The organism is Kitasatospora phosalacinea, from assembly GCF_030268885.1.
GTDB lineage: Bacteria > Actinomycetota > Actinomycetes > Streptomycetales > Streptomycetaceae > Kitasatospora > Kitasatospora phosalacinea_C.
Window position 1 is genome coordinate 98,109 of the sequence record NZ_BSSA01000004.1, and the last position, 23,537, is coordinate 121,645.

At 74.8% G+C, this 23,537-nt stretch carries 19 protein-coding genes and 1 riboswitch; of the genes, 14 read left to right on the forward strand and 5 right to left on the reverse strand.

The window, feature by feature from the left end:
• The first annotated feature begins 164 nt into the window (after positions 1 to 164).
• From QSK52_RS08300 to QSK52_RS08335, 8 genes are all read left to right on the forward strand, one after another.
• A complete protein-coding gene (locus tag QSK52_RS08300; RefSeq protein WP_285735267.1) occupies positions 165 to 1,067 on the forward strand; it encodes a TetR family transcriptional regulator in 903 nt (300 codons plus the stop codon).
• A 378-nt stretch (positions 1,068 to 1,445) separates the two neighbouring features.
• Positions 1,446 to 2,783, forward strand: a complete 1,338-nt coding sequence (gene ccrA / locus QSK52_RS08305; protein ID WP_285735268.1) for a crotonyl-CoA carboxylase/reductase — start codon at positions 1,446 to 1,448, stop codon at positions 2,781 to 2,783.
• Positions 2,783 to 4,807, forward strand: coding sequence for a protein meaA (locus tag QSK52_RS08310; protein WP_285735269.1), 2,025 nt, complete (start codon positions 2,783 to 2,785; stop codon positions 4,805 to 4,807). Before ccrA ends, QSK52_RS08310 begins: the two co-directional genes overlap by 1 nt.
• Positions 4,808 to 4,827: 20 nt before the next feature.
• Positions 4,828 to 5,790 (forward strand): HpcH/HpaI aldolase/citrate lyase family protein, encoded by a 963-nt coding sequence (locus tag QSK52_RS08315; protein ID WP_285735270.1) that lies wholly within the window; start codon positions 4,828 to 4,830, stop codon positions 5,788 to 5,790.
• 4 nt (positions 5,791 to 5,794) lie between these two features.
• On the forward strand, positions 5,795 to 6,292 hold the full coding sequence (locus QSK52_RS08320; RefSeq protein ID WP_285735271.1) for a MaoC family dehydratase: 498 nt from the start codon (positions 5,795 to 5,797) through the stop codon (positions 6,290 to 6,292).
• Positions 6,293 to 6,435: 143 nt separating this feature from the next.
• The gene (locus QSK52_RS08325; protein ID WP_285735272.1) at positions 6,436 to 7,638 is read left to right on the forward strand and encodes an acyl-CoA dehydrogenase family protein; all 1,203 of its coding nucleotides are present in this window, start codon (positions 6,436 to 6,438) and stop codon (positions 7,636 to 7,638) included.
• Between the two features lie 429 nt (positions 7,639 to 8,067).
• Positions 8,068 to 8,745, forward strand: a complete 678-nt coding sequence (locus tag QSK52_RS08330; RefSeq protein WP_030459326.1) for a phosphatidylserine decarboxylase — start codon at positions 8,068 to 8,070, stop codon at positions 8,743 to 8,745.
• Between the two features lie 13 nt (positions 8,746 to 8,758).
• Entirely contained in the window at positions 8,759 to 9,613 is an 855-nt protein-coding gene (locus tag QSK52_RS08335) for a CDP-alcohol phosphatidyltransferase family protein (RefSeq protein ID WP_285735273.1), read from the forward strand.
• Between the two features lie 76 nt (positions 9,614 to 9,689).
• Here the strand turns inward: QSK52_RS08335 and QSK52_RS08340 are convergent, their stop codons facing one another.
• The 4 genes from QSK52_RS08340 to QSK52_RS08355 all read right to left on the reverse strand — a co-directional run bounded on the left by QSK52_RS08340 (position 9,690) and on the right by QSK52_RS08355 (position 14,018).
• Entirely contained in the window at positions 9,690 to 11,126 is a 1,437-nt protein-coding gene (locus QSK52_RS08340; RefSeq protein WP_285735274.1) for a hypothetical protein, read from the reverse strand.
• Between the two features lie 278 nt (positions 11,127 to 11,404).
• Positions 11,405 to 12,526, reverse strand: a complete 1,122-nt coding sequence (locus QSK52_RS08345; RefSeq protein WP_285735275.1) for an alpha/beta hydrolase family protein — start codon at positions 12,524 to 12,526, stop codon at positions 11,405 to 11,407.
• A gap of 145 nt (positions 12,527 to 12,671) precedes the next feature.
• Complete coding sequence (locus tag QSK52_RS08350) at positions 12,672 to 13,190, reverse strand: hypothetical protein (RefSeq protein WP_285735276.1); 519 nt, start codon at positions 13,188 to 13,190, stop codon at positions 12,672 to 12,674.
• A gap of 132 nt (positions 13,191 to 13,322) precedes the next feature.
• Positions 13,323 to 14,018: a transcriptional regulator gene (locus QSK52_RS08355; protein WP_285735277.1), complete on the reverse strand. Its 696-nt coding sequence runs from the start codon at positions 14,016 to 14,018 to the stop codon at positions 13,323 to 13,325.
• 88 nt (positions 14,019 to 14,106) lie between these two features.
• Here QSK52_RS08355 and QSK52_RS08360 point away from each other — a divergent pair, with 88 nt between their 5' ends.
• The 6 genes from QSK52_RS08360 to QSK52_RS08385 all read left to right on the forward strand — a co-directional run bounded on the left by QSK52_RS08360 (position 14,107) and on the right by QSK52_RS08385 (position 21,711).
• Positions 14,107 to 14,844 carry a hypothetical protein gene (locus QSK52_RS08360; protein ID WP_352230275.1) on the forward strand — a complete coding sequence of 246 codons (738 nt, stop codon included), beginning with the start codon at positions 14,107 to 14,109 and terminating at the stop codon, positions 14,842 to 14,844.
• Positions 14,845 to 14,893: 49 nt separating this feature from the next.
• Positions 14,894 to 15,023, forward strand: a riboswitch (cobalamin riboswitch).
• 31 nt (positions 15,024 to 15,054) lie between these two features.
• Positions 15,055 to 15,996 (forward strand): cobalamin biosynthesis protein, encoded by a 942-nt coding sequence (locus QSK52_RS08365; protein WP_285735279.1) that lies wholly within the window; start codon positions 15,055 to 15,057, stop codon positions 15,994 to 15,996.
• A gap of 121 nt (positions 15,997 to 16,117) precedes the next feature.
• Positions 16,118 to 17,668, forward strand: a complete 1,551-nt coding sequence (locus tag QSK52_RS08370) for a cobyric acid synthase (protein ID WP_285735280.1) — start codon at positions 16,118 to 16,120, stop codon at positions 17,666 to 17,668.
• A 35-nt stretch (positions 17,669 to 17,703) separates the two neighbouring features.
• Complete coding sequence (locus tag QSK52_RS08375) at positions 17,704 to 19,710, forward strand: putative cobaltochelatase (protein WP_285735453.1); 2,007 nt, start codon at positions 17,704 to 17,706, stop codon at positions 19,708 to 19,710.
• A 5-nt stretch (positions 19,711 to 19,715) separates the two neighbouring features.
• Positions 19,716 to 20,312, forward strand: coding sequence for a cob(I)yrinic acid a,c-diamide adenosyltransferase (gene cobO / locus QSK52_RS08380; RefSeq protein WP_285735281.1), 597 nt, complete (start codon positions 19,716 to 19,718; stop codon positions 20,310 to 20,312).
• 13 nt (positions 20,313 to 20,325) lie between these two features.
• The gene (locus QSK52_RS08385; RefSeq protein ID WP_435053201.1) at positions 20,326 to 21,711 is read left to right on the forward strand and encodes a cobyrinate a,c-diamide synthase; all 1,386 of its coding nucleotides are present in this window, start codon (positions 20,326 to 20,328) and stop codon (positions 21,709 to 21,711) included.
• A gap of 74 nt (positions 21,712 to 21,785) precedes the next feature.
• Here QSK52_RS08385 and QSK52_RS08390 read toward each other — a convergent pair whose 3' ends face one another.
• The gene (locus QSK52_RS08390) at positions 21,786 to 23,465 is read right to left on the reverse strand and encodes a DUF4190 domain-containing protein (protein ID WP_285735283.1); all 1,680 of its coding nucleotides are present in this window, start codon (positions 23,463 to 23,465) and stop codon (positions 21,786 to 21,788) included.
• Between the last annotated feature and the right edge of the window lie 72 nt (positions 23,466 to 23,537).

A 23,537-nucleotide genomic window follows, 5' to 3' on the forward strand; every position in this document is an offset into this window, starting at 1 on the left:
GCCCGTCGTCCGCGGGCGGGGTCAACCCGCTTGTGGCACAGCCCCCTTGGGGCGTGGGCGCGGTCTCCTCGCGGTGGCCGCGGCCCGCCGTGGCGCCGCCGGTGGCGCCGGTGCGGCGGGGCAGGCCGGTCGGTGGCGCACCGGGGGCGTGTAGCGTTCCGGGCATGGATCGCCAGACCTCGCCTCCCCCGCAGCAGCCGCCGGCCGCCGGGCCCGACCAGTCGCGTGCGGGTACGGAGTCCGGGCCGGGCAGTCGCCGGGCCGCCGCCCAGCGCCTGCAGATGCGCCAGGACCTGACCGCCGCGGCGATGGAGCTGTTCGCCACCCAGGGGTACGAGGAGACGACGGTCGATCAGATCGCGGCCGCGGCCGGGGTGGCTCGGCGGACCTTCTTCCGGTACTTCCGGTCGAAGGAGGAGGCGATCTTCCCGGACCACGACGACACCCTGGTGCGGGTGGCGGACCTGCTGGCCAGCGCCGACGCCGAGGAGCACCCGCTGGACGTGGTGTGCCGCGGCATCAAGGAGGTGCTGCGGATGTACGCCTCCACGCCGGAGATGTCGGTGGCCCGCTACCAGCTGATCCGGCAGGTCCCGGCGCTGCGCGAGCGGGAGATCGCGGTGGTCTCCCGCTACGAGCGGCTGTTCACCCGCTACCTGCTGGGCCGGTTCGACGCGGCCGAGCAGACGCCGCCGGGCTGGCAGCGCGGCGGGGACGACGACTCGATGCTGGCGGAGGTGTCGGCGGCGGCGGTGGTCGCGGCGCACAACCACGTGCTGCGGCGCTGGCTGCGGGCGGGCGGGCACGGCGACGTGGAGGCGCAGCTCGACCACTCCTTCGGGGTGATCCGGGGGACGTTCTGGCCGACCCCGCCGAGCGGGGCGCGCCGCCGCGGCGCCAGCCTGGCACCCGGTGCCAGTGGGGAGGGTGGGGAGGCCGAGGCGGTGAGCGCACTGAGTGCCAGTCCGGGCGGTGAGGTCCTGATCACAGTCGCTCGGACGGACGCACCGCTGGAGACGGTGGTGGATTCCATCCGAGCCGCCCTGGCCGGGAGAACTCCCGCGTAACACAGGCGGTTTCCGCAGATCACCGGCGATTTCGAAGGCCCGTTCCCGCTGTCGGGAACGGGCCTTCGGCCTGCCCGGGGCCGGTCGGCACGGCGTGTCCTTGCTCACGCCAGAACTTGGCACCGCGTGTCTTTACGAGTGGCACAGGGTGCCACTACCTTGTTCCCACCGGCTGCGGCGCCGCGGCTCCCCACCTCGGCGCGCCGTCTTCCGGCGTCCCCTACCCGGGGGGCGAGAACCAGCAGCACCCACGCGACACCCACCCACCGTCGCACCAGCCACGCACCACCCTCAGACCCTCAACGCGAAGCCGGTGTCCGCTCCCGGCTCCCCCAGACGCCCTGTGTCCCTCGCACAGGTACGCCTTCGGAGGCAGCCATGCAGGAAATTCTCGACGCGATCCTCAGCGGCGACGCCACGTCCGCCGACTACGCCGCCCTGGCGCTGCCCGAGTCCTACCGGGCCGTGACGCTCCACAAGGACGAGGAGCAGATGTTCGCCGGCCTGGCCAGCCGGGACAAGGACCCGCGCAAGTCGCTCCACCTGGACGACGTGCCGCTGCCCGAACTCGGCCCGGGCGAGGCCCTGGTGGCCGTGATGGCCAGCTCGGTCAACTACAACACCGTGTGGAGCTCGATCTTCGAGCCGGTCTCCACCTTCGGCTTCCTGGAGCGCTACGGCCGCCTCTCGCCGCTGACCGCGCGCCACGACCTGCCGTACCACGTGCTCGGCTCCGACCTGGCGGGCGTGGTGCTGCGCACCGGCGCCGGGGTCAACGCCTGGAAGCCCGGCGACGAGGTCGTCGCGCACTGCCTGTCGGTCGAACTGGAGTCCCCGGACGGCCACAACGACACGATGATGGACCCGGAGCAGCGGATCTGGGGCTTCGAGACCAACTTCGGCGGCCTGGCCCAGATCGCCCTGGTGAAGACCAACCAGCTGCTGCCCAAGCCCAAGCACCTGACCTGGGAGGAGGCCGCCTCCCCGGGCCTGGTCAACTCCACCGCCTACCGGCAGCTGGTCTCGCGCAACGGCGCGGGCATGAAGCAGGGCGACAACGTGCTGATCTGGGGCGCCAGCGGCGGCCTCGGCTCGTACGCCACCCAGTACGCGCTGGCCGGCGGCGCCACCCCGATCTGCGTGGTCTCCAGCCCGCAGAAGGCGGAGATCTGCCGGGCGATGGGCGCCGAGGCGATCATCGACCGCTCCGCCGAGGGCTACCGGTTCTGGAAGGACGAGCAGAACCAGGACCCGCGCGAGTGGAAGCGCCTGGGCTCGAAGATCCGCGAGTTCACCGGCGGCGAGGACGTGGACATCGTCTTCGAGCACCCGGGCCGGGAGACCTTCGGCGCCTCGGTGTACGTCACCCGCAAGGGCGGCACCATCGTGACCTGCGCCTCCACCTCCGGCTACATGCACCAGTACGACAACCGCTACCTGTGGATGTCGCTCAAGCGGATCGTCGGCTCGCACTTCGCCAACTACCGCGAGGCCTTCGAGGCCAACCGCCTGGTCGCCAAGGGCAGGATCCACCCGACCCTGTCCAAGGTCTACTCCCTGGAGGAGACCGGCCAGGCCGCCCTGGACGTGCACCACAACAAGCACCAGGGCAAGGTCGGCGTCCTGTGCCTGGCCCCGCAGGAGGGCCTGGGCGTGCGCGACCACGAGCTGCGGGCGCAGCACCTCACCAAGATCAACGCCTTCCGGGACGTCTGATGGCCGCTCAGGAACGTGACCGGCCCTGGCTGATGCGCACCTACGCCGGGCACTCCACCGCGAGCGACTCCAACGCGCTGTACCGGCGCAACCTCGCCAAGGGGCAGACCGGCCTGTCGGTGGCCTTCGACCTGCCGACCCAGACCGGCTACGACTCCGACCACGCCCTCGCCCGCGGCGAGGTCGGCCGGGTCGGCGTGCCGGTCGGGCACCTGGGCGACATGCGGACCCTGTTCGACGGGATCCCGCTGGAGCGCACCAACACCTCGATGACCATCAACGCCACCGCCATGTGGCTGCTGGCGCTGTACCAGGTGGTCGCCGAGGAGCAGGGCGCGGACGTCGCCGAGCTGACCGGCACCACCCAGAACGACATCGTCAAGGAGTACCTGTCGCGCGGGACGCACGTCTTCCCGCCCGGTCCGTCGGTGCGGCTGATCACCGACATGATCGCCTACACGGTGGCGCACCTGCCGAAGTGGAACCCGATCAACATCTGCAGCTACCACCTGCAGGAGGCCGGGGCGACGCCCGTCCAGGAGATCGCCTACGCGATGTGCACCGCGATCGCCGTGCTGGACGCCGTCCGCGACTCCGGGCAGGTCCCGGCCGAGCGGATGGGCGAGGTGGTCGGCCGGATCTCCTTCTTCGTGAACGCGGGCGTCCGCTTCGTCGAGGAGATGTGCAAGATGCGGGCCTTCAACCAGCTGTGGGAGAAGGTCACCCGGGAGCGCTACGGCGTCCGGGACGCCAAGCAGCGCCGCTTCCGCTACGGCGTGCAGGTCAACTCGCTGGGCCTGACCGAGGCGCAGCCGGAGAACAACGTCCAGCGGATCGTGCTGGAGATGCTGGCCGTCACGCTCTCCAAGGACGCCCGCGCCCGCGCCGTCCAACTCCCGGCCTGGAACGAGGCGTTGGGCCTGCCGCGGCCGTGGGACCAGCAGTGGTCGCTGCGCATCCAGCAGGTGCTGGCGTACGAGTCGGACCTGCTGGAGTACGGCGACCTGTTCAACGGCTCGCACGTGGTCGAGGCGAAGACCGCCGAGCTGCTGGCGGGCGCCGAGGCGGAGATCGCCAAGGTGCTGGGGATGGGCGGGGTGATCCCGGCCGTCGAGTCCGGCTACCTGAAGTCCAACCTGGTGGCCTCGCACGCCGAGCGGCGGGCGCGGATCGAGGCGGGCGAGGACAAGGTCGTCGGGGTCAACTGCTTCGACAGCACCGAGGAGAGCCCGCTCACCGCGGACCTGGACACCGCCATCATGGTGGTGGACCCGGCGTCCGAGCGCTCCGTGCTGGCCAACCTGGCGGCCTGGCGGGCCGGGCGCGACGAGGCCGCCGTCCAGCGGGCGCTGGCCCGGCTGAAGGAGGTGGCGGCCACCGAGGAGAACCTGATGGAGGCCACCCTGGCCTGCGCCCGGGCCGGTGCCACCACCGGCGAGTGGTCGTTCGCGCTGCGCGAGGTGTTCGGCGAGTACCGGGCGCCCACCGGCGTCGGCGGCGCCCCGGTCGCGGTCGCGGCCGAGCCGGGCGGCGAACTCGCCGCGGTGCGGGAGGCGGTGGCCGCCACCGCCGCCGAGCTCGGCACCGGCAAGCTGCGCCTGCTGGTCGGCAAGCCCGGCCTGGACGGGCACTCCAACGGCGCCGAGCAGATCGCCGTCCGGGCCCGCGACGCCGGGTTCGAGGTGGTCTACCAGGGCATCCGCCTGACGCCCGAGCAGATCGTCTCGGCGGCCGTCGCCGAGGACGTGCACTGCGTGGGCCTGTCCATCCTCTCCGGGGCGCACCCGGAGCTTGTGCCCGACGTCATACAGCGGTTGGGCCGGGCCGGGGTGGAGGATGTGCCGGTGATCGTGGGCGGAATCATCCCGGCAGCCGACGCGGAGGCCCTGCGGGCCGCCGGCGTGGCCGCCGTGTTCACGCCCAAGGACTTCGGCATCACCACCATCATCGGCCGGATCGTCGACGAGATCCGGCTGGCCAACAGGCTCCAGCCGTGGGCCGCGACCACCGCCGCGACCGGCTGAACCCGGAAGGAACACCCTCAATGACGACCGTGAACCGCCTCCGTCCGCGCCGTTCCTGCCTGGCCGTGCCCGGCAGCAACCCGCGCTTCCTGGAGAAGGCCCAGGGCCTGCCCGCCGACCAGGTCTTCCTCGACCTGGAGGACGCCTGCGCCCCGCTGGTCAAGGAGAGCGCCCGGCACCACATCGTGGACGCCCTCAACAACGGCGACTGGGGCGGCAAGACCCGGGTCGTCCGGGTCAACGACTGGACCACGCACTGGACCTACCGCGACGTGATCACCGTGGTCGAGGGCGCCGGGCAGAACCTGGACTGCATCATGCTGCCCAAGGTCCAGGACGCCGAGCAGGTGGTCGCGCTCGACCTGCTGCTCACCCAGATCGAGAAGACCGTCGGCCTGGAGGTCGGCAAGATCGGCATCGAGGCGCAGATCGAGAACGCCAAGGGCCTGGTCAACGTCGACGCGATCGCCGCCGCCTCGCCCCGGCTGGAGACGATCATCTTCGGCCCGGCCGACTTCATGGCCTCCATCAACATGAAGTCCCTGGTGGTCGGCGAGCAGCCGCCCGGCTACGGCGCCGACGCCTACCACTACATCCTGATGCGCATCCTGATGGCCGCCCGCGCCAACGACCTGCAGGCCATCGACGGCCCCTACCTGCAGATCCGCAACCAGGAGGGCTACCGCGAGGTGGCCCGCCGCTCGGCCGCGCTCGGCTTCGACGGCAAGTGGGTGCTGCACCCGGACCAGGTCGCCGCCGCGAACGAGATCTACTCGCCCTCGCAGGAGGACTACGACCACGCCGAGCTGATCCTCGACGCGTACGACTGGTGCACCTCGGAGGCGGGCGGCGCCAAGGGCTCGGCGATGCTCGGCGACGAGATGATCGACGAGGCCAGCCGCAAGATGGCCCTGGTCATCGCGGGCAAGGGCCGGGCCGCCGGCCTGGAGCGCACCACCAAGTTCGAGATCCCGGAGGCGTGACGCGATGCAGTTCGGACGCACCTACGAGGAGTTCGAGGTCGGCGCGGTCTACAAGCACTGGCCCGGCAAGACCGTCACCGAGTACGACGACCACCTGTTCTGCCTGCTCACCATGAACCACCACCCGCTGCACATGGACGCCAACTACGCGACCACCACCGTGCAGGGGAAGAACGTCGTGGTCGGCAACTACGTCTACTCGCTGCTGCTGGGCATGTCCGTCCCGGACGTGTCCGGCAAGGCGATCGCCAACCTGGAGATCGAGTCGCTGCGGCACGTCGCACCGACCTTCCACGGCGACACGCTGTACGGCGAGACCACGGTTCTCGACAAGCGCATGACATCGAAGCCGGATCGCGGCATCGTGTACGTCGAGACCAAGGGCTACAAGCAGGACGGCACCGTCGTCTGCACCTTCCGCCGCAAGGTGATGGTGCCGACCGAGACGTACGTGAAGGAGCGCGGCGGCGAGCAGCCCGGCCGCCCCGAGCCGCTCGCCTGACCGCCCCTCAGAGCCCCGGACGGGCCGGGCGGCCGTCATCCGCCCCGGCTCCTACCCGGTTCCCGGGGGCTCCGCGGCAGCCACGCGCCGCGGAGCCCCCCAACCCCCACCCTCACCTTCACGAGCATTCACGGAGCCGCACGATGGGACGCCTCGCACAGACCGACGGCCTCACCGAGATCCAGCGGGACATCCTCGCCACCGTGCGGGAGTTCGTCGACAAGGAGATCATCCCGGTCGCCACCGAACTGGAGCACCGGGACGAGTACCCGACCGCCATCGTCGAGGGCATGAAGCAGCTCGGCCTGTTCGGGCTGACCATCCCCGAGGAGTACGGCGGCCTCGGCGAGTCGCTGCTCACCTACGCCCTGGTGGTGGAGGAGATCGCCCGCGGCTGGATGTCGGTCTCCGGCATCGTCAACACCCACTTCATCGTGGCGCACATGATCACCGCGCACGGCACCCAGGAGCAGAAGGACCACTTCCTGCCGAAGATGGCGGCCGGCGAGCTGCGCGGCGCCTTCTCGATGTCCGAGCCCGGCCTGGGCTCCGACGTCTCGGCGATCTCCACCAAGGGCGTCAGGGACGGCGAGTTCTACGTCCTGAACGGCCAGAAGATGTGGCTGACCAACGGCGGCACCTCCAGCGTCGTCGCGGTGCTGTGCCGGACCGACGAGGGCGGCAGCACCCCGTACAAGAACATGACCACCTTCCTGATCGAGAAGACCCCGGGCTTCGGGCCGAACGAGACGGTGCCCGGCCTGACCGTCCCCGGCAAGATCGAGAAGATGGGGTACAAGGGCGTCGACACCACCGAGCTGGTGCTGCAGGACGTCCGGATCCCGGCCGACCGGATCCTCGGCGGCGTCCCGGGCCGGGGCTTCTACCAGATGATGGACGGCGTCGAGGTCGGCCGGGTCAACGTGGCCGCGCGCGGCTGCGGGGTGGCCCGGCGGGCGTTCGAGCTGGGCATCGCGTACGCCCAGCAGCGGGTCACCTTCGGGAAGAAGATCTCCGAGCACCAGGCGATCCAGTTCAAGCTGGCCGAGATGGCCACCAAGGTCGAGGCCGCGCACCAGATGATGGTGATGGCCGCCCGCAAGAAGGACAGCGGGCAGCGCAACGACCTGGAGGCCGGGATGGCCAAGTACCTGGCCTCCGAGTACTGCAAGGAGGTCGTCGAGGACTCCTTCCGGATCCACGGCGGCTACGGCTTCTCCAAGGAGTACGAGATCGAGCGGCTGTACCGGGAGGCCCCGATGCTGCTGATCGGTGAAGGTACCGCGGAGATCCAGAAGATGATCGTGGGACGCCGGCTCCTGGAGGAGTACCGGCTCGCCGACTGAACTGCCCGTCCCGGCGCGGACGGTGGGCGTGCGGCCCGCCGTCCGCGCCGCGCCGCACCCGCCCCGGCCCGGTCAGCCGATCCACGGCGGGAACGGCGCCCGAGGCGGTCGACCGGCGCGTTCGTGCAGGTACGCGCCGGTCGACCGCCCCCGCGCACCGCGTGTCACTCCGCCGTCACTGAGACGTGAATCACCCGTGACCCGGCACCTCTTGGGGAACCGCGCCCTCTCCGGTTACGGTCGTATGCATAGCAGGTGCTCGACTCCGCAGGCAGGCGTAGTCCGGCTAGCAGGCGGCTTGCCCAGATACGGGCAGGTCCCGATAGCATCCACCCGGACAGCAGCCGTCCACACAACTCGATCCCCGCGGTGGCCCCCGTCCAGGGGCCATTCAGTGTCCCCGCGCGGGGCCGCGACTAAAGGTCCTCGATGCCCATCAGCCCGTCCCCTCACACCTCCGCCCAGGGTCCCGGACCCGAGGGTCGCCGTCCCCGCGTGACCATCGCGCGCGGTGCCACCCCCTGGTTCGTCCCCACGCTGGCCACCGCCGCCGTGACGACCGCCCTCACCCGGCGTTCCGGCAAGTGGGCCCTGGCGGCCGTGCCCGCCTGCGCCCTGAGCGCTGGCATGCTGTGGTTCTTCCGCGACCCCGAGCGCGAGATCGGCGCCGGCCGTGTCATCTCCCCGGCGGACGGCGTGGTCCAGTCCATCGACGAGTGGCCGGACGGCCGCACCCGGGTCGCGATCTTCATGAGCCCGCTCAACGTCCACGTCAACCGCGCGCCGCTGCCCGGCACCGTGACGTCCGTCGAGCACGTCGCCGGTGGGTTCGTCCCGGCGTTCAACAAGGACAGCGACCGCAACGAGCGCGTCGTGTGGCACTTCGACACCGAGCTCGGCGACATCGAGATGGTGCAGATCGCGGGCGCCGTGGCCCGCCGCATCGTCCCCTACGTGGACGCCGGCACCAAGGTCGAGCAGGGCGAGCGGGTCGGCCTGATCCGCTTCGGCTCCCGCGTCGACACCTACCTGCCGGCGGGCGTCGAGGTCGGCGTCACGGTCGGCCAGAAGACCACCGCCGGGGTGACTCGCCTTGACCGTGACTGATCCGGAAACCCTCATGGACCTCGACGACGGCGAGGAGTCGACCGACTTCCGCCGCCGCCGCTGGGCCCGGGACCGCGAACTGCGGGCCCCCCGCTCCCCCCAGCACCTGTCCACCGCCGACTTCCTGACCCTCGGCAACGCCGTCTGCGGCTTCCTGGCGATCTACTCGATCACCACCGGGATCCTCATCCCGCACCTCAGCGACGAGTCCGGCGCGCCGGTCAAGCACAGCGCCGCCACCGCGGTGACGCTGCTGCTGATCGGCTCCATGTGCGACCTCTTCGACGGCCTGGTGGCGCGCAAGCTGCGCTCCTCCGCGCTCGGCGCCGAGCTCGACAACCTGGCCGACCTGATCAGCTTCGGCATCGCGCCGGCCTACTTCGTCGCCGTGTGGGGCCTGGTCTCCCCCGGCACCAACCAGCAGCTCTCGGCGTTCATCGCGCTGACCGTGCTGCTCGCCGTGGTGCTGCGCCTCGCCCGCTTCTCGGCGGTCAAGATGCGGCCCGGGATCTTCCAGGGCATGCCCTGCCCGATGGGCGCGATGACCGTGCTGGCCATCGTGCTGCTCGACCCGCCGTTCGTCCCCGGCCTGCTGATGATCTTCGGCGTGGCCTACCTGATGGTCAGCCGGATCGAGTACCCGAAGCCGCAGGGCCTGCTCGCCACCGCGACGCTCGCCTGGATCGTGGTCTCCATCGGCTGCCTCGCCTCCTGGGCGGCGGGCCTGCCCGGCGGCGACACCCTGATGCACATCGGTGCGGTCGCCCAGATCGCGCTGGCCGCGATGGCGCCGCTGCTGGTCATCCGCCGCAAGGTCGGCGAGAAGGTCGGCGTGGTGCGGGCCCGTCGGGCCGAGAACCGGGGCTGAGACCCCGCGGTACGCGAAGAAGCCGCCCTCCCGGAGATCGCTCCGGGAGGGCGGCTTCTTCGTGCGCCGGTGCGGCTCAGGCGCCGCCGGTGTGGACGGAGAAGGCGCTGCGGCGGGCGGCGCGGGCGACGGCCGGGTCGGGGTGGACGGAGGCGACGGCGGTCAGGACGCTCGCGGCGCGCGGGTGGCCGGACTGGCGGGCGCGGTGGAACAGGCGGACCGGTTCGCCCGCGGAGGCGCCCTCGACGTGGCCGACCAGCAGGGCCGTCTCGCCGTGGTCGAGGACCGCGGCGGCGGTGTCGACCCACAGCCAGGCGGCGTCCTCCGCGCCGAGCACGTCGGCCGGGGAGACCCCCTCCTCGTCCAGCTGTTCGGCCAGCCAGAGCAGCGCGTAGGGGCGCAGGACGGGCTCGTCGACGGCGGCGCGCACGCCCTGTTCGGCGGTGGAGCCGGCCACCACGCGCAGCGCCTCGAAGGCGAGGCCGCGGACGAGGGCGTCCTCGCCGCGGGCGGCTTCGAGGAGCTCGACGACGGCGCGGTCGGCGGGGCGGGCGGCGACCCAGGCGCGGTACTCGGCGCGGGCCGGGCCGGGGCTGTAGTCGGCGCAGGCGCTGAGCAGCTCGACGGCGCTCTGCTCGATGTGGCCGGCGGCGGTCTGCGCGACGGTGCAGATCTCCTCCAGCTTGGCCCGGACGGCCCAGTGGCCGAGCGGGGAGAGCTCGGCGGCCTCGTCGCGGCGGGAGAGCGCGCCGACGGCGGCCAGGCCGTCGAGCATCCAGTCCAGGACGGCGGCGACGTCGGCGGGCGCGTGCGGGGTGTCGATCTGCGGTTCGCGGCAGGTGCCGCGGACGGCGGAGACGGCGAACGCGGCGTGCGGGACGGGCGACAGCGGGAAGGTGCCGGAGCCGGGGCCGAGGCGGCGCTCGTCGAGGCCGCGGCGGAGCAGTTCGAGCAGCTCGCTGTCGGCGACCGGGCCGTCCACCAGGTGCAGGAAGGACAGCAGCTGGGGGGCCTGGTCGACGGCCTGGCCGGCCAGCTGGGCGAAGACGCCGCGCAGGGCGGCGGGCGGGACGGGGGCCAGCAGCGTCCAGGCGTCGAACAGCGCGGACCAGCCGCGGATCACCGCCTCGTCGTCGTGCTCCCAGGCGTGCAGCCGCCAGCCGGGGCCCGCACCGCCGTCGCGGAGCTCGACCAGGCCGACCAGCAGGGCCTGGCCCCAGGCGTTGGCGGCGGCGCCGACGGTCATCGCGAGGGCGCGCCCGGCGGCGCGGGCGTCCTCGGGGAGGAGTTCGCCGCGCTTGTCGACCTCGGGGAGCTCACCGGCCCAGCGGGCCACCCGGACGGCGTCGGCGAGCATCCGGCGGGCCAGCGGGGCGAGCTCGGAGGGTGCCGGGAAGCCCTCCGGGACGGGCACCCGGCCGCGCCCCGGCTTCGCGGGGACCCGGCGGCGGGTGGCGGCAGGGGGGGTGCCCTCCGCACGACCGACGGCCGCCGTTCCGGGCAGACGGGTCACCGTCGCACCGGTGCGGTGGGGCGGGTGCGGGGCATCACGGTCGCGCGGGTTCCGAGACGTCACGCCGTGCAGTCTTCCCCTTGTACGGGCCTTCTGTCACATCGGCTGGCGGGCTGTCTCGGCCCGTCGTGCGAACGCCTCGAACGACGGGGGGACGAGTCACCGCGAAACGGGACGAAGCACTCCGCTTTTCGACGTGGACATGGCGGGCTCGGTGACCGTTCCGAGACGGAGACGCGGCACGCGGCGCCCCGGTTCCCGTCCCGCCCGTCCGGGGGTCAGAGCAGCGGGGTCAGGAAGCGGCGCAGCGCCTCGGTGTAGCCCTGCGGATCGGCGTTCCACAGCGCGGCGTGCTCGGCGTGCGGCACCGGGTGCAGGCTGACCAGGTCGTCGCGGCCGTCGGCGAGGCGCTGCGCGGCGCTCCACGGGGCGACCCGGTCGTCCGGGCTCTGCAGCAGCAGCGCGGGCGCGGGCAGGTCGGCGCCGGAGGCGATCCGGGCGAAGTCGGCCAGGTCGACGCCGGTGCGGCCCTGCGCGGAGAGCGCCCCCAGCTCGCCCAGGGCCGGGGACGACCAGGCCCGGGCGGTCTCCCGGCGGACGGTCTCGGACCAGTCCAGCACCGGGGAGTCCAGCACCACCCCGGCGATCCGGTCGCGCCAGGTGGAGCGGGCCGCGGTGTGCAGCACGATCGTCGCACCGACCGACCAGCCGTACAGCACGACCTGCCCGGCGCCCTGGGACAGCGCGTACCGCACCGCCACCTCGACGTCCTGCCACTCGGTCTCGCCGAAGTGGCCCAGGCCGTCGGGCGGGGCGGGCGCGTCCCGGTCGCCGCGGTAGCTGAGGGTCAGGGTGGGCAGCCGCAGCGCGTGCAGCAGCGGCAGCACCGCCAGGGCCTGCTCGCGGCCGGTGCCGGGGCCGTGCACCAGCAGCACCCAGGTGCCGCGGATGCCGGCGGTGCGCCAGGCCGGGAGGCTGCCGAGCTCGCCGGCCACGGCGACCTCCGCGTAGTCCAGGCCGAGGGCGGTGCGCGGGTCGCCGAGCAGCACCCGCGGGGTGACCCTGACCTCGGTGCCGACCGCGAGCGTCCCGCCGTCGGCCCGCTCCAGCCGCCGGGTGACCCGGTCCGCGCCCTGCTCCAGCACCTCGCCGACCACCGCGTGGCCGTCCTCGCCCCACTCCAGCGCGTACGTCCCGCGGCGGCGGGTGTCGGGCGTCGAGGTCAGCACCACCCGGCCCGGCCCGAGGGCGTGCACCTTCACCGGGGCCGGCGCGGAGCGCACCTGCACGGTGCCGGGTCGCACCACCCGGTCGGACACCTTCCGGCCCAGCAGCAGGAAGGCCGCCGTTCCGGTTCCTGCTGCGGCGGCCGCGACGGCGGCTGCGGTTCCCCAACGCATGGCGCTCTCCCGGGTGCTGGCGGTCCTGTGCTCCCAGTGCACCTGCCCGCGCGGCGGACGGCCATTCGGGGCGCCACCCCGGGTGACGGCCGACGGCGCCCGACCGGTGGCACGACCGGCCCCTCCGGGCCCGGGCCCGGGCCGGTCAGCCCTCCCGGCAGGCCGTGGCCTCGAACTCCTCGATCGGGACGGTGCGCGGGGAGGAGTCGCCCCCGGGGCCGATGCGGTCGTAGCGGACGTTCCCGGGGGTGAGCCCGTCCCGGTCCGCCGTGGTGAAGGAGACGGCGGTCGACGCCCAGGAGTTGTCCGTGGTCGCGCCGTAGAACGTGTAGGTGGTCCCGGCCACCAGCGGGGCGACGGGCCCGTCGGCGTCCCAGCCCTCGGCGGGCGCGTCCAGCGTCCAGGTGGTCAGCCCGGGGCCGTGGGCCGAGCGGGCGGTCCACCTGCCGGCCCTGCCTTCGTGATCGGAGCCGTCCCCGGCGTGGAGGACCGCCGCGTCGATCCGGTGGCCGCAGACCAGGACGACGCCCAGCAGGTGGCCGTCCTCGGTCACGGCGATCCCGGCGACGGCGTCGACCGGGACGGTGCACCCCGAGGTCGCGGCCAGGACGGCCAGAGCCGCAGCGGCGAGCGCGGTGCGCCGGAGTGTCCTGCCCGCTCCCATGCCGTTCCCCCTCGCTCCCCGCGGGGCCGGACCGTCCGGAGGGCGGGGCGCGGTCACAGCCTAGGAGGCGTGGGTGACGGGCCGGGGGTGCGGACGGTACCGGTGCGGTCTCGGAGCGTCGGCGCTCCACGGTCAGTGGGGCGGGACGTTCCCGGTGGGGCCGGGTTCGGCCTCGGCGAGCAACTGCCAGAAGCGGGGGGTGGGTTCGGGGCGGGGCGGGGGCGGGGTGGTGCCCCAGGAGGTGGGGGTGTGGTGCTCGGACTGGAGGGTGGCCAGGACGTGCTCGAGGAGGGCCGGGTCGGCGGGGACGAGGCGGGCGACGGGGGCGAGCTGGGCCTGCCAGCGGCCCTGGACGACCTGGCGGAGGCGGGCGTCGAGGTCGGCGGTGCGGCCGGTGAGGCGGAGCAGGGTGGGCAGGTCGAGGGCGAGGACGCGGGCGAGCAGGCGGGTCTGTTCCTCGCTGCCGGTCCAGCGGCCGGTGGCCTCGGCCCGCCGGTAGGTGTCGGGGGCCAGGCCGAGCAGGCGGGCGGCCTGGTCGGGGGTGAGTTCGCGGGCGATCCGGTGGTCGCGGAGGGTGGCGGGGGCGGTGCCCATCAGCCGGGCGGGCGGGCACCAGAGGGTGCGGGCGAGGGCGATCAGCTGCTCCTCGGTGGGCGTGACCTGCCCCTGTTCCCAGCCGAGGACGTGCCCGGGCAGCAGCCGTACGCCGTGCGCGGCGAGGCCGTCCGCGACCTGGTCGACCGTCAGGCCGAGGGCGGTGCGGTGGGCGCGGGCCGCGGCCGGGGAGAACGGCACCGGTGCGGGGGCCGGTGGCTGTCTGCGTCGCATGCCCCCCGACGGTAGGGGCGGGGGCGGGGCGGGCCACAGCCGCGGATGGCACGAAGCGGGGCCGGGCGCGGGGCGGTGCGGCTGGGCGATGCGACGAACCGGGGCGGGGCGGTTGCGGGGCGGGGCGGTTGCGGGGCGGGGGCTGCTCGGCGGGTGCGGGTACGGCCGCGGAGAAGTCCGGGGGGAACGCGCTGGCCGGCAGTCCGGCGGTCACCGTCGAGGAGACGGAGGCCGGGAGGACCAGCGGGTTGATCGCGGCGATGACCCGGCCGAGCATCCCGGCGGGCGTCTCCGCGAGGACGGGCGCGGACCGTGGAACACCGGGCAGGGGCACGGCGATGCGGTGCACGTCGGCGACCCGGGCCGTCCGGGCCTGGAGGAGTTGGAGGTCGACGAGACCACCACCAGGTACTCCGCCTGGTTCGCGGACGCGAGAACCGGCCAGATCCTGTGGCACCGGCCCGACTGCGGCTGCGACGACGGGCGCGGCGTCCTCGACGACGTGTACGCGGGCAGTCCGGGCGCCGGGTCCTGGTCGTCCGGGGTCAGCGGCCTCCACGGCGCCGAGGGGCAGAGCCCCGGCCGCAAGCCGGGTTCGGCCGACTTCACGCTCCGGTGGGACGGCGACCCGGTGCGCGAACTGCTCGACGGCGCCCACGTCGACGAGTACGGCACCGGCGCCGACAACCGGGCGCTGCGGATCTGCTCCACGCCGGTGCCGACCGCGCCGCGGCCCGTCGTGCCCGCCCCCCGAGTGCCGTGCACCTGCCCTGAGCTGCGTCCTTGGCCCCGCCGGACGGTCCGGCGGGGCCGTGGCCGGGTGTGACCAAACCCTCCACCGCCTCGGTTGACCGCACCGAAGCGGGCGTGGTGGGATCTTCGGGCCAAACGGAGGCAAGCAGAGGAAGCCGGTGCGAGTCCGGCGCGGTCCCGCCACTGTGACCGGACACCCCGCGCGGGGGTGACCGGGAGTCAGGAGACTCTGGCCCCCGTTCCGTCGATCCAGGGCGCGGACCCTGAGTGAGGACACGACGCCATGCGGGCTGCCCCGTACCTGGTGGGCGCGGCCGCGGGGTACCTCGCGGACGCCCGGTTCGGAGACCCCCGGCGCGGACACCCCGTCGCCCTGTTCGGCACCGCCGCGGCCCGCCTGGAGCGCCGCCTGTGGCGCGACCACCGCGGCGCCGGGGCGCTGCACACCGCGCTCGCGGTCGGCGCGGTCGCGGGTGCGGCCCAGGTGGCCGCCCGGACGGTGCGACGCTCGCCGCTCGCCGCCGGGGCGCTCGCCGCGGCGGCCACCTTCACCGTGCTGGGCGGGACGTCGCTGACCCGGGAGGCCCGGACGATCGGGCGCTCGCTGGCGGACGGCGACCTGACGGCCGCCCGGGAGCGGCTGCCGCACCTGTGCGGGCGCGACCCCTCCGGCCTGGACGAGCAGCAGGTGGCGCGGGCGGTGGTCGAGTCCGTCGCCGAGAACACCGCCGACGCGGTGGTCAACGCCCTGGTGTGGGGCGGCCTCGCGGGCGTCCCCGGGCTGCTGGCGTTCCGGGCCGTCAACACGCTGGACGCGATGGTCGGGCACCGGTCGGCCCGCTACCGCCGCTTCGGCTGGGCCGCGGCCCGCCTGGACGACCTCGCGGGCTGGCCGGGCGCCCGGCTGACCGCGCTGCTGACCGTCGCCGCGTCCGGCGCCCCGGCCCGGACGTGGCGCACCTGGCGGCGGGACGGCTCCGCGCACCCGAGCCCCAACGCGGGCCAGGCCGAGGCCGCGTTCGCGGGCGCGCTGGGCGTGCAGCTGGGCGGGACGCTGCGCTACGGCGAGCGGGTCGAGCACCGGCCCGTGCTGGGCGCGGGCCTGCCGCCGGTCGGCGCCGCCGACATCGAGCGCGCCTGCCGCCTCTCCCGCCGGGTCGGCGTGCTCGCCCTGGCGGCCACGCTGGGCGTGCGGGCGGTGCTGGGCGTGCGGCGGCGCGGGTGACCCCGCCGCGGAGCGGGATCACGGTTCGACTGACTTCCACCGCACGGGACTTCGGCAGGTCGCCGTCCCCCGCGCACGGTTCCGCGCGCCCCTGGCGGGGCGCTTCGAAAGGAGTTCGCCGGTGAACGGCGCGCTGTTGGTGGCCGGGACGACCTCGGACGCCGGGAAGAGCGTGGTGACGGCGGGGATCTGCCGCTGGCTGGCCCGGCAGGGGGTGCGGGTGGCGCCGTTCAAGGCGCAGAACATGTCGCTGAACTCCTTCGTGACGGCCGACGGCGCGGAGATCGGCCGGGCGCAGGCGATGCAGGCGCAGGCGGCGGGGGTGGCGCCGGAGGCGGCGATGAACCCGGTGCTGCTGAAGCCGGGCGCGGACGGGCGCAGCCAGGTGGTGCTGCTGGGTCGGCCGGTCGCCGAGGTCGGTGCGCTGGACTACCGGGAGCGCAAACCGGTGCTGCTGGAGCGGGCGTTGGAGTGCCTGGCGGACCTGCGGGCGCGCTTCGACGTGGTGGTGTGCGAGGGCGCGGGCTCCCCGGCGGAGATCAACCTGCGGGACGGGGACATCGCCAACATGGGCCTGGCGACGGCGGCCCGGCTGCCGGTCGTGGTGGTCGGGGACATCGACCGGGGCGGGGTGTTCGCCTCGATGTTCGGGACGCTGGCGCTGCTGTCGCCGCAGGACCAGTCGCTGGTCGCGGGCTGGGTCGTCAACAAGTTCCGCGGGGACGCCCGACTGCTGGAGCCGGGGCTGGAGATGCTGCGGCGGCTGACCGGCCGTCCGGTGCTGGGCACGCTGCCGATGCTGCCGGGCCTGTGGCTGGACGCCGAGGACTCGCTGGGCCTGGCCGCGGTGGCCACCCGTCCGGCGGCGGGCGGGCCGGTGGGGACGGAGGTGCTGCGGGTCGCGGTGGTGCGGCTGCCGCGGCTGTCGAACTTCACGGACGTGGACGCGCTGGCGCAGGAGCCGGGCGTGCTGGTGCGCTGGGTGACCCGGCCGGAGGAGCTCGCGGACGCCGACCTGGTGGTGCTGCCCGGCACCCGGGCGACCGTCGCGGACCTGACCTGGCTGCGGGCGCAGGGCCTGGCCGGGCCGCTGGCGGCGCGGGCCGCGGCGGGGCTGCCGGTGCTGGGGGTGTGCGGCGGCTACCAGATGCTGGGGCGGGAGATCGTCGACGGCGTGGAGTCGAAGTCGTCCGGCGCGGTGGACGGCCTGGGGCTGCTGCCGACCCGGGTGGTGTTCGGGGCGGAGAAGGTGCTGGCCCGGCCGTCGGGGGCGGCGCTGGGCGAGCCGGTGGAGGGCTACGAGATCCACCACGGCGTGGTGGCGGTGGAGGGCGGCGAGCCGTTCGTCACCGACGCCGCCGGGCGGCCGCTGGACGGCTGCCGGGCGGGCGCGGTGTGGGGCACCACCTGGCACGGGCTGCTGGAGAACGACGCCTTCCGCCGGGCCTTCCTGGCCGAGGTGGCCCGCGCCGCCGGGCGCGCGTTCGTCCCGGCGCCGGACACCTCCTTCGCCGCCGCCCGCGAGCAGCAGCTCGACGCGCTGGGCGACCTGGTCGCCGAGCACGCCGACACGGACGCGCTGTGGAAGCTGATCGAGAACGGGGCACCGGCGGGCCTGCCGTTCGTGCCGCCCGGGGCCCCGGCCCCGCTGGAGATGGGGAGTGCGAAGTGACCGAGGCCCGTTATCCGTTCACGGCGATCGTGGGCATGGACGACCTGCGGCTGGGGCTGCTGCTGAACGCGGTCTCGCCCGCCGTGGGCGGGGTGCTGGTGCGGGGCGAGAAGGGCACCGCGAAGTCGACGATGGTGCGGGCGCTGGCCGGGCTGCTGCCGTCGATCGCCACGGTCGCGGGCTGCCGGTTCGCCTGCGACCCGGCCGCGCCGGACCCGCAGTGCCCGGACGGGCCGCACGCGGGGGCGGTGACGGCCGAACGGCCCGCGCACCTGGTCGAGTTGCCGGTGGGCGTGGCCGAGGACCGGGTGGTCGGCTCGCTGGACCTGGAGCGGGCGCTCGCCGAGGGCGTGCAGGCGTACGAGCCGGGCCTGCTGGCGAAGGCGCACCGCGGCGTGCTGTACATCGACGAGGTGAACCTGCTCCAGGACCACCTGGTGGACCTGCTGCTGGACGCGGCGGCGATGGGCCGCTCGTACGTGGAGCGCGAGGGCGTGTCGGTGCGGCACGCGGCCCGGTTCCTGCTGGTCGGGACGATGAACCCGGAGGAGGGCGAGCTGCGGCCGCAGCTGCTGGACCGCTTCGGCCTGACCGTGGAGATCGCGGCGACCCGGGACGCGGACGAGCGCGCCGAGGTGGTGCGGCGGCGGCTCGCGTACGACGCCGACCCGGCCGGCTTCGCGGCCCGCTGGGCGGAGCGGGAGCGGGAGCTCGCCGAACGGATCACCGCCGCACGGGAGTTGCTGCCCGACGTGGAGCTCTCCGACCCGGCGCTGCGTCAGATCACCGCGGTGTGCGCCGCGTTCGAGGTGGACGGCCTGCGGGCGGACATCGTGATGGCCCGCACCGCGGTGGCGCTGGCCGCCTGGGCGGGGCGCACGACGGTGCTGGAGGAGGACGTCCGCAAGGCCGCGCAGCTGGCGCTGCCGCACCGGCGGCGGCGCAACCCGTTCGACGCGCCGGGGCTGGACGAGGAGCAGTTGGAGGAGACGCTGGCCGAGCACCGGGCGCCGGAAGGGCCGGAAGGCCCGGAGGACGACGGCCCCGGCGGTGGTGGCGACGGCGGCGGTGGCGGTGCGCCCGACCCCGGCGACCCCGGCGACCTGGGTGACCTGGGTGACGCCGACCCGCCTGCCGGCGAGGCGGGTTCGGACGGACCGCCCGCCCCGCCGCAGCAACGCCCGGGCGGCTCGCGGGAGTCGGCGCCGGTCGCGGCCGACCAGCCGTACCGCACCCGGCTGTTCAAGGTGGACGGCACCGGCCGCGGCGCCCAGGGCCGCCGCTCCCCCGCCGAGACGGAGGCCGGGCACACGGTCCGGGCCCGCCGCCCGCGGGGCAGGCTGGCGCGGCTGCACCTGAGCGCGACGCTGCGCGCGGCGGCCCCGCACCAGCTCGCGCGCGGGCGCAGCGGGCGGGCGCTGGTGCTGCGCCGGGACGACCTGCGCGAGCAGGTGCGTCGGGGCCGGGAGTCGAACCTGGTGCTGTTCGTGGTGGACGCCTCCGGGTCGATGGCGGCCCGGCAGCGGATGACGGCGGTCAAGGGCGCGGTGCTGTCCCTGCTGATGGACGCCTACCAGCGGCGCGACAAGATCGGCCTGGTGACCTTCCGGGGCGCGGGCGCGGAGCTGGCGCTGCCGCCGACCTCCTCGGTGGAGGTCGGCGCGGCCCGGCTGGAGCAGCTGCCGACCGGCGGCCGGACGCCGCTGGAGGCGGGCCTGCTGCGGGCGCACGAGGTGCTGCGGGTGGAGCGGCTGCGCGACCCGGACCGGCGCCCGCTGCTGGTGGTGGTGACCGACGGCCGGGCCACCGGCGGCAGGGACGCGCTGCCGCGGGCCCGTCGGGCGGCCGGTCTGCTGGCGGCGCAGGGCGTGGCCGCGGTGGTGCTGGACTGCGAGTCGGGCCCCGTCCGGCTGGGCCTGGCACGGGAGTTGGCGGCGCACCTGAACGGTGAGGCGGTCAGCCTGGACGAGCTGCGGGCCGAAGGGGTGGCCTCGCTGGTGCGGGAAGCACGGACGACGACGACGACGCGAAAGGCGGCGTGAGCAGCATGCCCAAGGGAGTGGCGGAGAACGTCCCGGACGACGGCCTGACGACCCGGCAGCGCCGGACGCTGCCGATCACGGCGGTGCACACCGGGCCGGGCAAGGGGAAGTCCACGGCGGCGTTCGGGATGGCGCTGCGGGCCTGGAACCAGGGCTGGCCGGTCGGGGTGTTCCAGTTCGTCAAGTCGGCGAAGTGGAAGGTCGGCGAGGAGAACGCGCTGCGGGTGCTCGGCGAGTCCGGGCAGGGCGGCACGGTGGCCTGGCACAAGATGGGCTCGGGCTGGTCGTGGGTGCAGCGCGACATCGAGTCCTCGGAGGAGGCGGCCCGGGAGGGCTGGGAGCAGGTCAAGCGGGACCTGGCGGCCGAGACGTACCGGTTCTACGTGCTGGACGAGTTCACCTACCCGCTGCACTGGGGCTGGATCGACGTGGCGGAGGTGGTCGAGGTGCTGCGCGGCCGCCCGGGCAGCCAGCACGTGGTGGTGACGGGCCGGTACGCGCCCGAGCCGCTGCTCGAACTCGCCGACCTGGTCACCGAGATGACGAAGGTGAAGCATCCGATGGACGCGGGCCGCAAGGGCCAGCGCGGTATCGAGTGGTAGCGAGTTGAGCGACGTGATTCCCCGCCTGGTGGTGGCCGCGCCGTCCTCGGGGGCGGGCAAGACCACGGTGGCCACCGGCCTGATCGCGGCGCTGGCCGCGCGCGGGCTGAAGGTCTCCCCGCACAAGGTCGGCCCCGACTACATCGACCCCGGCTACCACGCGCTGGCCGCCGGGCGCCCGGGCCGCAACCTGGACGCCTGGATGAGCGGCCCCGAGCGGATCGCCCCGCTGTTCGCGCACGGCGCGGCCGGGGCGGACGTCGCGGTGGTCGAGGGGGTGATGGGCCTGTACGACGGGGCCGCCGGGCGGGGCGAGCTGGCGTCCACGGCGCAGGTCGCGAAGCTGCTGCGGGCGCCGGTGGTGCTGGTGGTGGACGCCTCCTCGCAGTCCCGGTCGGTGGCGGCGCTGGTGCACGGCTTCGCCTCCTGGGACCCGCAGGTGCGGCTGGCCGGGGTGGTCCTGAACAAGGTCGCCTCGGACCGGCACGAGACGCTGCTGCGGGAGGCCCTGGAGGAGGGCGCGGGCGTGCCGGTGCTGGGCGCGGTGCGCCGGGCCGGGGCGGTCGACACGCCCTCCCGGCACCTGGGCCTCGTCCCGGCCGTGGAGCGCTCCGCGGAGGCGCTGCGGGCGGTGCGCGAGATGGGCGAACTGGTGGGCCGGTCGGTCGACCTGGACGCGGTGCTGGCCCTGGCCCGGACCGCCCCGCCGCTGACCGACGCCCCCTGGAGCGCGGCGGCGGAGGTCGGGGCGCTCGACGGCCCGCGGCCGCGGATCGCCCTGGCGGGCGGCGCGGCGTTCTCCTTCTCGTACGCGGAGAACGCCGAACTGCTGGCCGCCGCCGGGGCCGAGGTGGTGCCCTTCGACCCGCTGCACGACGAGCGGCTGCCGGAGCGGACGGCCGCGCTGGTGATCGGCGGCGGCTTCCCCGAGGTGTACGTCTCCGAGCTGAGCGCCAACGCGGCGCTGCGCGCGGCGGTCGCCGACCTGGCCGCGGCCGGGGCTCCGGTGGTCGGCGAGTGCGCCGGACTGCTGTACCTGGGGCGGGAGTTGGACGGCCTGCCGATGTGCGGGGTGCTGGACACCGCGGCCCGGATGACGCCCCGGCTGACCCTCGGCTACCGGGAGGCGGTGGCGCTGGCCGACTCCCCGCTCGCCGCGGCGGGCTCCCGGGTCCGCGGGCACGAGTTCCACCGCACCGCCACCGACCCGGCGGCCGGACCGTCCCCCGCCTGGGGCTGGCGCACCCCCGCCGGTCCGCACACCGAGGGCCACCTGCACGGCTCGGTGCACGCCTCGTACCTGCACCTGCACTGGAGCGGCGCGCCCGCCCTGCCGTCCCGCCTGGTGCGGCACGCCGCCGCCTGGAGCCGGGAGCGGGAGCGCGAGCAGGGCCGGTAGCCGGTGGACGCCGACGGGGCCGGTGACGGTGGGTCACCCGGCCCCGTCCGGGCGATGCGGGGGGCGGACGCGGGTCAGACCAGCTGGTCCGAGGGGTGCTTGACCGGCTCCTCGTCCTGGGTGGCCAGCTTCAGGGCACGGCGCAGGTCGAGGACGTAGGCGTCGCCGAGGTGCTCGTGGGCGGCGCTGATCTCGTCCTCGACGGTGCCGCTGTCCGCGGCGGCCGCGGCGGCCCGGAAGTGCCGGGCGGCGACCCGGGTCTCCTGCACCAGCCGGGTGACGGTCGACTTGTCGACGCCGGTCCAGTGCGCGGCCTCCAGCATCGCGGCCTGCCGGTCGGCCCCGGCGGCCAGCTTCCCGGCCCAGGTGCGGAAGGCCTCCGGGTCGTCCGCGACGTCGAGGTCCTCGTCCGGCTCGTCGATCCAGAGCCGGTCGAACTGGTCGGTGGCCTCCAGGAACTGCACCTGGTCGGAGGTCAGGTTGCTGCGGTCCTTGCGCAGCGAGCCGGTGCTCGGCTTGTCCGACTTCAGGAAGCAGACGATCCGGCGGCCGCCGACCGCGTTCCAGGAGTCCGCGTCCGGGAAGGCGAACGGGTACTCCGTCGCCTCCGGGATCGACCAGGTGTCCATCACGTACTCGTCCAGGTGGTGCGAGCAGAGGTCGTCGGCCTCGTCCTTCAGCGCCCTCTCGCCCGGGTAGCCGCCCTTGGCGGTGGACACGCCCGCCCAGAACACCTCGGCGTTGTGCGGCGCCGAGCAGTCCGGCTTCTTGGTCGCGGTCCTGACCGCCAGGTTGGCGCAGTCGCCGATGTTCAGGTTCAGCGGCGAGAGCGGCGACAGCCCGGTGCCGCCGGTGTCGTGCGTGGCGCGGCCGCGCGGGCGGGCGTCGTCCTCGTACCCGGCGCTGAAGGCGCCGGTCGTGACGGCCAGGACCAGCAGCACCAGCCAGACCGTGCCGATCACGACGGCCGAGACCGCCATGCCCCTGCCGCGCTCACCGGTCCGCTTGATCTGGACCAGCGCGGCGATGCCCAGGCCGATCCCGAGGATGCCCAGGTAGCACAGGAAGCTCACCACCAGCGCGGCGATCGCCAGCCCGTTGGTGGCCGGCGACCGGGGCGGCTGCGGGTAGCCCGGGTACACCGGGTAGCCGGGCATCCCGACCTGGACCGGGAACTGTCCGGACACCTGGCCCGGGACCTGACCGGGCGGGAGGGCACCGCTGCCCCACGGCTGCCGGACGCCGGTGGGGGCCCACGGGTTCGCGGGCGCGGCCGGGGCGCCCGGAGCGGCGGGGGCCGCACCGGGGGCGGGCGCGGCCCAGGGGTTCACCGGGGCGGCCGGGGCGCTCGCCGCGGGGACGGCGGCGGGGGCGGGAGCGGCCGGGGGCGCCTCGGACGGTGCCGAACCGGCGGGCGCCGCCCACGGGTTGGCGGGCGCGGGGGCGGCGACGGCGGGCTCGACCGTCGTCGGGGCCGGGGCGGTGGGCGGCGGCACCGCTGCGGCAGCGCCCTCGGCCGCGTCCTCGCCGCCGGGTATGTCGCGCTTGGCGAACGAGACCGCGGGGGCCGGCGCCGCGTCCGCCACCGGCTCCGGCTCGACGTCCGCCACCGGCTCCGTCGCCGCCCCCGACTCCGGCTCCGGCTCCGCGGGCGGGGCGGTCTTCTCCAGGGAGAGGACGGGCGGGGCGGTCGGGGTGTCGTCCCGAGCGGCGTCCGGTTCGTCCTTCCCGGTGCGCTCCTGGTCGAACGACATTGGGCGTTCCCCCCTGCGATGGGTACGGGTCGAGGCTGCGCGAATATAGCGGACCGCACCGTCCGGGTCCCA

Excerpts from the sequence above, each read along its gene's own strand:
- QSK52_RS08300 (WP_285735267.1), top strand. The coding sequence starts at position 165 with ATGGATCGCCAGACCTCGCCTCCCCCGCAGCAGCCGCCGGCCGCCGGG.
- ccrA (WP_285735268.1), top strand. The coding sequence starts at position 1,446 with ATGCAGGAAATTCTCGACGCGATCCTCAGCGGCGACGCCACGTCCGCC.
- QSK52_RS08310 (WP_285735269.1), top strand. The coding sequence starts at position 2,783 with ATGGCCGCTCAGGAACGTGACCGGCCCTGGCTGATGCGCACCTACGCC.
- QSK52_RS08315 (WP_285735270.1), top strand. The coding sequence starts at position 4,828 with ATGACGACCGTGAACCGCCTCCGTCCGCGCCGTTCCTGCCTGGCCGTG.
- QSK52_RS08320 (WP_285735271.1), top strand. The coding sequence starts at position 5,795 with ATGCAGTTCGGACGCACCTACGAGGAGTTCGAGGTCGGCGCGGTCTAC.
- QSK52_RS08325 (WP_285735272.1), top strand. The coding sequence starts at position 6,436 with ATGGGACGCCTCGCACAGACCGACGGCCTCACCGAGATCCAGCGGGAC.
- QSK52_RS08330 (WP_030459326.1), top strand. The coding sequence starts at position 8,068 with ATGCCCATCAGCCCGTCCCCTCACACCTCCGCCCAGGGTCCCGGACCC.
- QSK52_RS08335 (WP_285735273.1), top strand. The coding sequence starts at position 8,759 with ATGGACCTCGACGACGGCGAGGAGTCGACCGACTTCCGCCGCCGCCGC.
- QSK52_RS08345 (WP_285735275.1), bottom strand. The coding sequence starts at position 12,526 with ATGCGTTGGGGAACCGCAGCCGCCGTCGCGGCCGCCGCAGCAGGAACC.
- QSK52_RS08350 (WP_285735276.1), bottom strand. The coding sequence starts at position 13,190 with ATGGGAGCGGGCAGGACACTCCGGCGCACCGCGCTCGCCGCTGCGGCT.
- QSK52_RS08355 (WP_285735277.1), bottom strand. The coding sequence starts at position 14,018 with ATGCGACGCAGACAGCCACCGGCCCCCGCACCGGTGCCGTTCTCCCCG.
- QSK52_RS08360 (WP_352230275.1), top strand. The coding sequence starts at position 14,107 with ATGCGACGAACCGGGGCGGGGCGGTTGCGGGGCGGGGCGGTTGCGGGG.
- QSK52_RS08365 (WP_285735279.1), top strand. The coding sequence starts at position 15,055 with ATGCGGGCTGCCCCGTACCTGGTGGGCGCGGCCGCGGGGTACCTCGCG.
- QSK52_RS08375 (WP_285735453.1), top strand. The coding sequence starts at position 17,704 with ATGGACGACCTGCGGCTGGGGCTGCTGCTGAACGCGGTCTCGCCCGCC.
- cobO (WP_285735281.1), top strand. The coding sequence starts at position 19,716 with ATGCCCAAGGGAGTGGCGGAGAACGTCCCGGACGACGGCCTGACGACC.
- QSK52_RS08390 (WP_285735283.1), bottom strand. The coding sequence starts at position 23,465 with ATGTCGTTCGACCAGGAGCGCACCGGGAAGGACGAACCGGACGCCGCT.